Annotated in this window: 8 protein-coding genes; 5 read left to right on the top strand and 3 right to left on the bottom strand. The window is 62.4% G+C overall.

What is annotated here, in order from left to right:
* Window positions 1–44: 44 nt before the first annotated feature.
* Window positions 45–2,063 carry an alpha-1,4-glucan--maltose-1-phosphate maltosyltransferase gene (locus FH041_RS03435; RefSeq protein WP_140174180.1) on the bottom strand — a complete coding sequence of 673 codons (2,019 nt, stop codon included), beginning with the start codon at window positions 2,061–2,063 and terminating at the stop codon, window positions 45–47.
* Between the two features lie 391 nt (window positions 2,064–2,454).
* Between FH041_RS03435 and FH041_RS03430 the strand changes: the two genes are divergently transcribed.
* A complete protein-coding gene (locus FH041_RS03430) occupies window positions 2,455–2,700 on the top strand; it encodes a hypothetical protein (protein WP_088523351.1) in 246 nt (81 codons plus the stop codon).
* 32 nt (window positions 2,701–2,732) lie between these two features.
* On the opposite strand, the gene FH041_RS03425 is transcribed toward FH041_RS03430, so the two are convergent.
* The gene (locus FH041_RS03425) at window positions 2,733–4,409 is read right to left on the bottom strand and encodes an AMP-binding protein (RefSeq protein ID WP_088523352.1); all 1,677 of its coding nucleotides are present in this window, start codon (window positions 4,407–4,409) and stop codon (window positions 2,733–2,735) included.
* Between the two features lie 232 nt (window positions 4,410–4,641).
* On the opposite strand from FH041_RS03425, the gene FH041_RS03420 reads away from it, so the two are divergent.
* The 4 genes from FH041_RS03420 (at window position 4,642) to FH041_RS03405 (ending at window position 10,278) form a co-directional block, all read left to right on the top strand.
* Window positions 4,642–5,805 carry an isovaleryl-CoA dehydrogenase gene (locus FH041_RS03420; RefSeq protein ID WP_023534776.1) on the top strand — a complete coding sequence of 388 codons (1,164 nt, stop codon included), beginning with the start codon at window positions 4,642–4,644 and terminating at the stop codon, window positions 5,803–5,805.
* A gap of 96 nt (window positions 5,806–5,901) precedes the next feature.
* Window positions 5,902–7,509, top strand: coding sequence for a carboxyl transferase domain-containing protein (locus FH041_RS03415; RefSeq protein ID WP_132578221.1), 1,608 nt, complete (start codon window positions 5,902–5,904; stop codon window positions 7,507–7,509).
* A gap of 4 nt (window positions 7,510–7,513) precedes the next feature.
* On the top strand, window positions 7,514–8,329 hold the full coding sequence (locus FH041_RS03410; protein ID WP_088523353.1) for a gamma-carboxygeranoyl-CoA hydratase: 816 nt from the start codon (window positions 7,514–7,516) through the stop codon (window positions 8,327–8,329).
* Window positions 8,326–10,278: an acetyl/propionyl/methylcrotonyl-CoA carboxylase subunit alpha gene (locus FH041_RS03405; protein WP_088523354.1), complete on the top strand. Its 1,953-nt coding sequence runs from the start codon at window positions 8,326–8,328 to the stop codon at window positions 10,276–10,278. The genes FH041_RS03410 and FH041_RS03405 overlap by 4 nt, the downstream gene beginning before the upstream one ends.
* A gap of 64 nt (window positions 10,279–10,342) precedes the next feature.
* Here FH041_RS03405 and FH041_RS03400 read toward each other — a convergent pair whose 3' ends face one another.
* Window positions 10,343–10,996 (bottom strand): LexA family transcriptional regulator, encoded by a 654-nt coding sequence (locus FH041_RS03400; RefSeq protein ID WP_140174179.1) that lies wholly within the window; start codon window positions 10,994–10,996, stop codon window positions 10,343–10,345.
* Window positions 10,997–11,124 lie beyond the last annotated feature (128 nt).

Below are 11,124 nucleotides of genomic sequence, written 5' to 3'. Positions count from 1 at the left end.
GTAAAAAACCGTCAGAGAGCAGGCGGGCCCGCTCTCCGCCAGGCTCAGCTGACTTTACTGATTCGCCAGATACCGAAAGGCTGGTGCCAAGGCTCGATGCGCATGAACTGGGTCTTGCCGTACCACGACCAGCGATGACCGTTCATCAGGTCCTCGCCGTGCGTCTCGGCACCGTCATCAAGGCCCAGCTCCCACAATGGCAGTTCGAAATGGGCTTCCTGGGCATTATGCGGGTCGAGGCTGACGGCGATGAGGATGTAATTGTCACGCGCAGGCGTGCGCTTGGCGAAATACAGAATGTTGTCGTTCCAGCAATTGAGCAGCGTCAGGCCCAGGTGGCTCTGCAAGGCCGGGTTCTGCCGGCGGATACGGTTGAGCTGGGCGATCTCGGCAATGATGTTGCCCGGCTGGGTGAAGTCACGCGGGCGGATCTCGTACTTCTCCGAGTCCAGGTACTCTTCCTTGCCCGGCAGCCCTGCCGCTTCGCACAACTCGAACCCCGAATACATGCCCCACAAGCCCGACCCCATGGTGGCCAGCGCGGCCCGGATGAGGAAGCCTGCGCGGCCGTTCTGCTGGAGGAAGAACGGGTTGATGTCTGGGGTGTTGACGAAGAAGTTCGGCCGGTAGCACTGGCTCCATGGGGGCTGGTTGAGCGTTTCGAAATACTCGCTCAGCTCCTGCTTGGTGTTGCGCCAGGTGAAGTAAGTGTAGCTCTGCGCATAGCCGACCTTGCCCAAGCGCACCATCATGGCGGGCTTGGTGAACGCCTCGGCCAGGAACAACACGTCCGGGTATTGGCTGCGTACATTGGCGATCAGCCACTGCCAGAACGGCAGGGGTTTGGTATGCGGGTTGTCCACCCGGAACGTCTTCACGCCCTCCTCCACCCAACCGATGATCACATCGCGCAGTGCAATCCACAGCCCAGGTACGGCGTCGGGTGCGTAGAAATCGACATTGACGATGTCCTGGTACTTTTTCGGCGGGTTCTCGGCGTAGCGGATGGTCCCGTCCGGGCGCCAGCTGAACCAGCCTGGATGCGCTTGGAGCCAAGGGTGGTCCTGGGAGCATTGGATGGCGAAGTCCAGGGCGATTTCCAGACCATGCTGGGCTGCGGCCGACACCAAGCGGCGGAAATCTTCACGCGTGCCGAGTTCGGGGTGGATCGCATCGTGCCCACCGTCGGCACTGCCAATTGCGTAAGGGCTGCCAGGGTCGCCCGGCTGTGCCTGCAAAGCATTGTTCCGGCCCTTTCTATGCTGCATGCCGATGGGGTGGATGGGCGGGAAATACAACACGTCGAAGCCCATGTCGCGAATCATCGGCAGGCGCTGGTGCACATCATTGAAGGTACCGTGGCGCTGGGGATCATCGGTGATCGAACGGGGGAACAGCTCATACCAGCTGGCGAATTGCGCGGCCGGGCGGTCCACATCCAGCGGGTAGTCGCAACTGCGAGTCAGGTAGCTGCGGTGCTCGGCGGCAGCCATCATCTGCGACGCCTCGGCGCCCAGCAGCAGGGCCACTTGTTCGTCCTCGGGCAGCGTCTGCAAGGTGCTTTGCAGCGCCTGTAATTGCTCGCGCAGAGCGCCGCTGCTCAATTCGATGCCCTTGCCCAGCAGCAAACGCCCTTCCTCAAGCTCAAGCTTTACGCCGACACCGGCATTGAACTTCTTCTCCAGGTCGTAGCAGTACGTGGCATACGGATCGATCCAGGCTTCGATGCTGAACACATGCGGCCCGATTTCAGTCGGGGTGAATTCTGCCAGCCACAGGTCATTGCCAGGCGAGGTCATGGGCACACAATGAATGCGTCGGCTACCGGCCTGACGCCAGTTCAACACCACGGCCATGCGGTCATGGCCGTCAGTGAATACTTTGGTGCTGACCGAAACCGGCTGATTGCTGATGGCCTTGGCGGCAAAGGCGCCGCCATCTAGCACCGGCTGGGTGTCCTCGATGGCGATACGCGGTGCCATCAAGGCCTGGGACAGGCTGATGACCTGCTCCGGATGATCGTTTGCCGTGGGCACGCTTTCGAAGGGCTCGTTCAAAGACATCAGGCCTTGCTCCCTGGGACTGGTGGCGGTAAGGGTTGAGAGCGCGGCGACCGAGTCTGGGTTCAAAAATGAATTGATTCACGGCACCAGCGGTCGAACGCTGCAGGACAGGTTCACTCAACCCCACGAGGCATGGCCATGACGCTCCCAACGCCCCCGGAAACGCCCGATCCGAACATTGACGATCCCAACCTCCCGCCCCCGGAGCCTGAGCGTGATCCGGATGAGCTGCCGATTCAGCCGACGGTTCCGCCAACCGTGGGTGATCCACCCAGCCAGGAACCCCCGATAAAGGCGGGCGACTGAAGTCGAAAACTGTCAGTTTTGCCAGTGGCGCATCGGCCGCGTTGTTCCGATCATGAGTCACCTTTGTGATTCAGGAGTTACGGATATGACGCTTGACGGTATGAGCCACAGCGAGCGAAATGAATACGAAGCCTATGTCATCGAGTGTCTCCAGGAGGCAGGCATCAAGGATCCTAATCCTGCGACAGTTCTGAAGACACTCGATAAGGACGCCTTCAGGCGCGCCATTGGCCAGATGAAGGACGATTTCGATTTCGGTTTCAAGCCTGAGTCGATAACATCTGTCGCTCAACTGGCCGAGGCAATTTGGCGAGCATCGCAGTCGAGGTGAGGGATCACCCCTGGGGCACATCACTGAAGGATCTAGGTGATCTGCCCCAGTTCCGCCATGCTGATTTCTCGCATTTTGAACTTCTGCACCTTGCCCGTCACCGTCATGGGAAATTCATCGACGAAGCGAATATGGCGGGGCACCTTGTAGTGGGCGATACGGGACTTGCACCAGGCCTGCAGTGCCTCTGCAGTAGCCTGGTGACCCGGATGCAGCTTGATCCAGGCGACGATATCCTCGCCATAGCGGCTGCACGGGATACCAATGACCTGGGCATCGGCCACCGCCGGGTGGGTATAGAAGAACTCCTCTATTTCACGTGGGTAGATGTTCTCGCCACCGCGAATGATCATGTCCTTGTTGCGCCCGACGATACGCACATACCCCGCCTCGTCCATCACCGCCAGGTCACCGGTGTGCATCCATCCGGCCGCGTCGATGGCGCTGGCTGTCGCCTGGGGGTTATCCCAGTAACCCAGCATCACGCTGTAGCCGCGCGTGCACAGCTCACCGGTCTGACCGCGTGCAACCGTGCCGCCCTGCGGGTCGATGATCTTGCTTTCCAGCTGCGGCTGGGTACGGCCCACTGTGGTGACGCGCAGTTCCAGCACGTCATCCGGCCCGGTTTGCAATGACACCGGGCTGGTTTCGGTCATGCCATAGGCGATCTGCACCTGGGCCATGTGCATCTGGTCGATGACCCTGCGCATCACCTCGATCGGGCAAGTGGCGCCTGCCATGATGCCGCTGCGCAAGGACGACAGGTCCACGTGCTGGCGAGCCGGATGGTCGAGCATGGCAATGAACATGGTGGGCACGCCGTACAGAATGGTGCCACGCTCCTCGGCCACGGCGCGCAAGGCCAACTCGGCATCGAAGGCGTCGCTTGGGTAGATCATGGTAGTGCCATGGGTGATGCAGCCCAGGTTGCCCATGACCATACCGAAACAGTGGTACAGGGGCACCGGGATCACCATGCGGTCGCGTTCAGTCAAGCCCAGGCTGGCGCCGACCATGAAGCCGTTGTTCAGGATGTTGTAATGGCTGAGGGTAGCGCCCTTGGGCGCGCCAGTGGTGCCGGAGGTGTACTGAATGTTCACCGGTTGGTCGAAATGAAGGCTGTTCTGCCGGGCGGTGCACGCCTCGCGGCTGACGGACGCGCCCCAAGTGGCCAGTGCCTCCCACGGCAGGAAGCCAACAGGCGGGTCGTTGGCCAGGCTTATCACCCCGCGCAAGGCAGGCAGCGAGGCACTGGTGACCTGACCGGGTGCGGCGGTAGCCAATTCGGGCACTAAGGCCTGGATCATGGCGTGGTAATCGGAATGCTTGAACGCATCGGCACAGACCAGCCAACTGCACCCTGACTGGCGCAGCACGTATTCAAGCTCGCCCACACGGTAAGCCGGGTTGACGTTGACCAGGATGGCACCCAACTTGGCGGTTGCCACCTGGAGAATGCACCATTGCGCGCAGTTGGGTGACCAGATGCCCACGCGGTCACCGGTTTCGATCCCAAGGGCCATCAGCGCTCGAGCACACGACTCAACCTGCTCTGCCAGTTGCCGCCAGCTGTAGCGCAGGCGCTGGTGCCGAGCCACCAACGCTTCCTGCTCGTGCAGGCGCGCTACTGTAGCGTCGAAGGCCTGGCCGATGGTTTGGGTAAGCAAAGTGCGGTCCTGGCGACCGCGGGTATAGCTGGGTTGAGTCATGTGCGTCCCTTCTTTTGATTGTTCTGGATAGGGGCCAAGCGCGCGCCAATCACTTTGGCTCAGATTTACGTTTACGTAAAGGTGATGGATAAATTGACAAAAAAGCAGGGGCAGGTTTACGTTTACGTAAAGGTGATAGGCAGCAACGCACGTTGTCGGCGTCAGCCGCCTGCCCAGGTAAGCTTGCCGCTAGCGGCGTGATCCCATTTCAAGAACAACAAGGTGCCCCCGCATGCATTACCCCAGCCTGAACTTCGCCCTGGGCGAGACCATCGACATGCTTCGCGACCAGGTGCGCACCTTCGCCGCCGCCGAGCTCGCCCCTCGCGCCGCGCAGATCGACCACGACAACCTGTTCCCTGCCGACATGTGGCGCAAATTCGGCGACATGGGCCTGCTCGGCATCACCGTGCCGGAAGAATACGGTGGCGCAGGCCTGGGTTATCTCGCCCACGTGGTGGCGATGGAGGAGATCAGCCGCGCCTCGGCCTCGGTCGCGCTGTCCTACGGCGCCCACTCCAATTTGTGCGTCAACCAGATCAACCGCAACGGCACGCCCGCGCAAAAGGCCAAATACCTGCCCAAGCTGGTCAGCGGCGAGCACGTCGGCGCCCTGGCAATGAGCGAACCCAATGCCGGGTCGGACGTGGTGTCGATGAAACTGCGCGCCGACAAGCGCGGCGACCACTATGTGCTCAACGGCAGCAAGACGTGGATCACCAACGGACCCGATGCCAACACCTACGTCATCTACGCCAAGACCGATCTGGAAAAGGGCCCCCATGGCATCACTGCGTTCATCGTCGAGCGCGAGTGGGCAGGCTTTAGCCGCAGCAACAAGTTCGACAAACTGGGCATGCGTGGCTCGAACACCTGCGAGCTGTTCTTCGATGACGTGCACGTGCCCCAGGACAACATCCTCGGTCAACTCAATGGCGGCGTACGGGTGTTGATGAGCGGCCTGGACTACGAACGCGTGGTGCTATCCGGCGGCCCGACCGGCATCATGCAGAGTTGCATGGACCTGGTGGTGCCGTACATTCATGACCGCAAGCAGTTCGGGCAAAGCATCGGCGAGTTCCAGCTGATCCAGGGCAAGGTCGCCGACATGTACACCCAGCTCAATGCCAGCCGCGCCTACCTGTATGCCGTGGCCCAGGCCTGCGACCGCGGCGAGACCACGCGCAAGGATGCGGCCGGGGTGATTCTCTACACCGCCGAGCGCGCCACGCAGATGGCCTTGGAAGCGATCCAGATTCTTGGCGGTAACGGCTACATCAACGAATTCCCCGCAGGTCGCTTGTTGCGCGATGCCAAGCTGTACGAAATCGGCGCCGGCACCAGCGAAATTCGCCGAATGCTGATCGGCCGCGAGTTGTTCAACGAGACCCGCTGAACGCGCTGGCGCCACGGCAGGCTCATCACGCCAGCCGTGGCCACACTGGCCAACCTTGCAGGGCCGCGCCAAGGGCGCGCCACTGCACCAGGAGTCATGATGATTCTGAAATCCCAAGTGAACCCCAGGTCACCCGAATTCGCCCAGTGCCAGGCGGCCATGCAGGCCCAGGTGGACAACCTGCGTGAACTGCTTGCCCAGGTAGCCCAAGGCGGCGGCGCCAAGGCGCAGGAGCGGCACACCTCGCGAGGCAAACTGTTGCCCCGCGAGCGAATCGACCGTCTGCTCGATGCCGGTTCTGCCTTTCTCGAGATCGGTCAGTTGGCTGCACACCAGGTCTATGGCGAAGACGTTCCGGCAGCCGGCCTGATCGCCGGGATCGGGCGCGTGGAAGGCGTGGAATGCATGATCGTGGCCAACGACGCCACGGTCAAAGGTGGCTCCTATTACCCGTTGACGGTGAAAAAGCACCTGCGAGCGCAGACCATCGCCTTGCAGAACCGCCTCCCATGCATCTACCTGGTGGATTCGGGCGGCGCCAACTTGCCGCGTCAGGACGAGGTGTTTCCCGATCGTGAACACTTCGGGCGGATTTTCTTCAACCAGGCCAACATGAGCGCACTGGGCATCGCCCAGATTGCCGTGGTAATGGGGTCATGCACCGCAGGCGGCGCCTATGTGCCGGCGATGGCGGACGAGGCGATCATGGTGCGCCAGCAGGCCACCATCTTCCTTGCCGGTCCACCGCTGGTGAAGGCTGCCACGGGCGAGGTGGTGAGCGCCGAGGCGCTGGGCGGCGCCGATGTACATTGCCGTACCAGCGGTGTAGCCGACCATTACGCCGACAATGACGAGCATGCCCTGGCGCTGGCCAGGCGCTGCGTGGCCAATCTCAACTGGCGCAAGCTCGGCGCCGTGCAATGCATACCACCGGTTGCGCCCTTGTATCCAGCGCAAGAGCTCTACGGCGTGATTCCGGCTGACGCCAAGCAGCCTTTCGATGTACGCGAAGTCATCGCACGGCTGGTCGATGGCTCGGTCTTCGATGAATTCAAGGCCCTGTTCGGAACGACCCTGGTGTGCGGTTTCGCTCACCTGCACGGCTACCCGATCGCCATCCTGGCCAATAACGGCATCCTGTTTGCCGAGGCTGCGCAAAAAGGCGCGCACTTCATCGAACTGGCTTGCCAGCGCGGTATCCCGTTGCTGTTCCTGCAGAACATCACGGGGTTCATGGTGGGCAAGAAGTACGAAGAAGGCGGCATCGCCAAGCATGGCGCCAAGTTGGTCACGGCCGTGGCCTGCGCGCAGGTGCCCAAGTTCACGGTCATCATTGGCGGCAGTTTCGGCGCCGGTAACTACGGCATGTGCGGGCGCGCCTACGACCCGCGCTTTCTCTGGATGTGGCCCAATGCGCGCATCGGGGTGATGGGCGCCGAACAGGCTGCCGGCGTGCTGGTGCAGGTCAAGCGCGAGCAGAGCGAGCGCAGCGGCGAGCCGTTTGGCGCCGAGGACGAGGCCAGGCTCAGGCAGCCGATCCTCGATCAGTACGAGCATCAGGGCCACCCGTACTATTCCAGCGCCCGCCTGTGGGATGACGGCGTCATCGACCCGGCGCAGACCCGCGATGTTCTGGGCCTGGCCTTGTCCGCTGCGCTGAACGCACCGATCGAACCGAGCCGCTTCGGCATATTCAGGATGTGACCCCATGAGCGATTTCACTACGGTAGAAGTGAGCCACGACCCACGTGGCTTCGCCACCTTGTGGCTCAGCCGCGAGGACAAGCACAACGCCTTCAATGCCTTGATGATCCGCGAGCTGAACATTGCCCTGGGGCAGCTGGCCGATGACGCGGGCATACGCTTCGTGTTGCTGCGCGGGCGGGGGCGGCATTTCAGTGCCGGGGCCGACCTTGCGTGGATGCAGCAGTCGGCGCAGCTGGACTTCAACACCAACCTGGATGACGCACGCGAGCTGGGCGAGTTGATGTATGCACTGCACCGCATCAAGGTGCCGACCTTGGCGGTGGTTCAGGGCGCCGCATTCGGCGGTGCCCTGGGCCTGATCAGTTGCTGCGACATGGCCATTGGCGCCGAAGACGCCCAGCTGTGCCTGTCGGAGGTACGCATTGGCCTGGCGCCGGCGGTCATCAGCCCCTTCGTGGTCAAGGCCATCGGCGAGCGCGCAGCCCGCCGTTATGCACTTACGGCAGAGCGCTTCAGCGGGGCGCAGGCCCAGGCGCTTGGGTTGTTGGCCGAGGTGTACCCGGCCAGCCAATTGGAGGCCAACGTGGGTCAGTGGGTTGAAACCCTTTTAGCCAACAGCCCCCAGGCGATGCGCGCGACCAAGGAGCTGCTGCGCGAGGTCGATGGCGGTGCCTTGAGCCCCGGCCTGCGTCGTTATTGTGAGAACGCCATCGCGCGCATTCGTGTAAGCGCCGAGGGCCAGGAAGGCCTGCGGGCGTTTCTGGAAAAACGCCAACCTGCCTGGCAAGCCAATGCGAACAAGGAGCCACACCCATGAACCGCCCGCCATTGACAACGTTGCTGGTGGCCAACCGCGGCGAAATCGCCTGCAGGGTGATGCGCACCGCCAAGGCCATGGGCCTGACCACGGTGGCCGTGCACAGCGCCATCGACCGTAATGCCCGGCACAGCCGCGAAGCCGATGTGTGCGTGGACCTGGGTGGCAACAAGGCGGCAGACAGTTACCTGCAAATCGACAAGCTGGTGGCGGCGGCCAAGGCCAGCGGTGCCCAGGCCATTCACCCGGGCTATGGCTTTCTTTCGGAAAACGCAGACTTTGCCCGCGCAGTCGAAGCCGCTGGCTTGATGTTTCTGGGCCCGCCAGCGTCAGCCATCGACGCCATGGGCAGCAAGTCGGCAGCCAAGGCCTTGATGGAGGCCGCAGGCGTGCCGCTGGTGCCGGGCTATCACGGCCAGGCACAGGACCTGGAGACCTTCAGGCAAGCCGCCCGGCACGTGGGCTACCCGGTCTTGCTCAAGGCCAGCGCCGGGGGTGGTGGCAAGGGCATGAAGGTGGTCGAGGACGAAAGCCAATTGGCCGACGCCCTGGCGTCGGCGCAACGCGAAGCCCTGTCATCATTTGGCGATGCGCGGATGCTGGTGGAAAAGTACGTCTTGAAGCCGCGCCATGTGGAGATCCAGATTTTCGCCGATCGCCACGGTCACTGTCTGTACCTCAACGAGCGCGACTGCTCGATCCAGCGCCGTCATCAGAAGGTGGTCGAGGAAGCCCCTGCCCCAGGCCTTTCGGCAAATCTGCGCCGCGCCATGGGCGAGGCGGCAGTACGGGCGGCCCAAGCGATTGGCTATGTTGGGGCCGGCACCGTGGAGTTCTTGCTCGACGCCCGTGGCGAGTTCTTTTTCATGGAAATGAACACGCGCCTGCAAGTGGAGCATCCCGTCACCGAGGCCATCACCGGCCTGGACTTGGTGGCCTGGCAGATTCGTGTGGCCTGCGGTGAGCCCCTGCCCATCACTCAGGACCAGGTCCCGCTCAACGGTCATGCCATCGAAGTGCGGCTGTACGCCGAAGACCCTGCCAATGACTTCTTGCCGGCCACTGGCACCCTGACGCTGTACCGGGAACCGGCTTGCGGTGCAGGCCGGCGCGTGGACAGCGGTGTGAGCGAAGGCGATACGGTGTCGCCCTTCTACGACCCGATGCTGGGCAAACTGATCGCCTGGGGCGAAGACCGGGAACAGGCTCGCCTGCGTTTGCTGGCCATGCTGGATGAGTTCGCGGTAGGCGGTGTCAAAACCAACATCGCCTTCCTTCGACGCATCCTGGCCCATCCTGCATTCGCAGCAGCCGAGCTGGATACCGGCTTCATCCCGCGTCATCAGGATGTGCTGTTGCCCACCGCGCAGGCCTTGTCGGATGAGGGCTGGGAGGCTGCAGCCCAGGCGTGGTTGCAAAGCGAACCGCCCCGCACACGTTTGGATGACCCCCACTCCCCATGGGCCCAACGAGACGGGCTGCGCCTGGGGGCGGGCACCTCGACGACTGTGCATCTGACCCGCAACGGCCATGATCAGGTCATTACGCTCAACCAGACGTCCCAAGGCCTGTGGGGCCTGCAAGGCGATTGGCTGATGCGGGAGCAGTCAGGCCTGCGCACTCGCCACCTGGCCATTCGCAGAGGCGCCAGCCTGTATCTGCACTGGGACGGAGAGCTCCACACCTTCGAGGCATTCGACCCGGTTACCGAAGCGGCCATCGACCTTGCCCACCAAGGCGGCCTGACCGCTCCCATGAACGGCAGCATCGTGCGAGTCTTGGTAGAGGTAGGCCAGGCGGTAGAAGCGGGTGCGCCGCTGGTGGTGCTGGAAGCCATGAAAATGGAGCACAGCATTCGGGCCCCCAAGGCCACCACGGTCAAAGCCTTGTTGTGCCAGGAAGGCGACATGGTCAGCGAAGGGGCAGCATTGGTCGAGCTGGAATCTTGAGCGCCTCGGGGTCGCGGTGCCCGACGGCCTGCGGCCCTTGCCTCACCGCTCGGGCCACGTGGCCTCAGAACGCGCCGTGTACCCGCACCACCACCCCCAGGAACTCGCAGCCGGTTTCGCACAGCACCGTGGGGTAACGGGTGTTCAACGGCTTGAGCATCTTGTCACCGCCTTCTTCGACCAACTGGCGTAGCACAGGCGCTTTGCCAGGCTGGCGGGCAATCACCAACCGGCCGGGCTCGGCTGGCAAGCTGGTGTCGACCAGCACACGCATGCCTTCCGGCACGCTCTTGCCGCTGGCGGCGTTCATCGAGTCGTTTTCCACGGCAAGCCAGAATGCATTGCCCGCAGGCATGTAGTCGGTCTGCTCATGTACCTCACTGGTTTCAGGCAAGGGGCCCTGCAAGTCCGCCCACTTGAGCACTGGAAAGCGGAAGCTCGCATAAAGCAGGGCCTGTGCGGAAACAGGCGGCTCAGCGCCGTAATTGCCGGGAGATTCACGCACGAGGTCGCGCTCGACCACCATGACCTGCGCCTCCAGAAAGACCAGCCCGAGCTTTTCCAGTTTTTCGTTGATGGTCTCCAACGTAGGGCGGCGCGTGCCGCGAAGCCAGTGCCCTACCCCACCCTGCGTCATGCCCAGGCGCTCGGCCAGTTTCAACTGGCTGAGGTTGTGTTCGCGCTTGTAGCGCTTGAGAAATGCATTCCAGTTTTCCATGAGCGGCAACAATACGGACTGTATTGGAAGCAGCAATACACAATCTGAATTATTTATTTGGCGCTAGAAAATACAAATTGACCTATGCTCTGAGTTCATTGTGTTTGACGAGAACCTGGAAGGTATCG

The organism is Pseudomonas sp. SWI7, from assembly GCF_006351945.1.
Classification (GTDB): Bacteria; Pseudomonadota; Gammaproteobacteria; order Pseudomonadales; family Pseudomonadaceae; genus Aquipseudomonas; species Aquipseudomonas fulva.
This window is presented reverse-complemented; position numbering and strand designations above follow the sequence as displayed.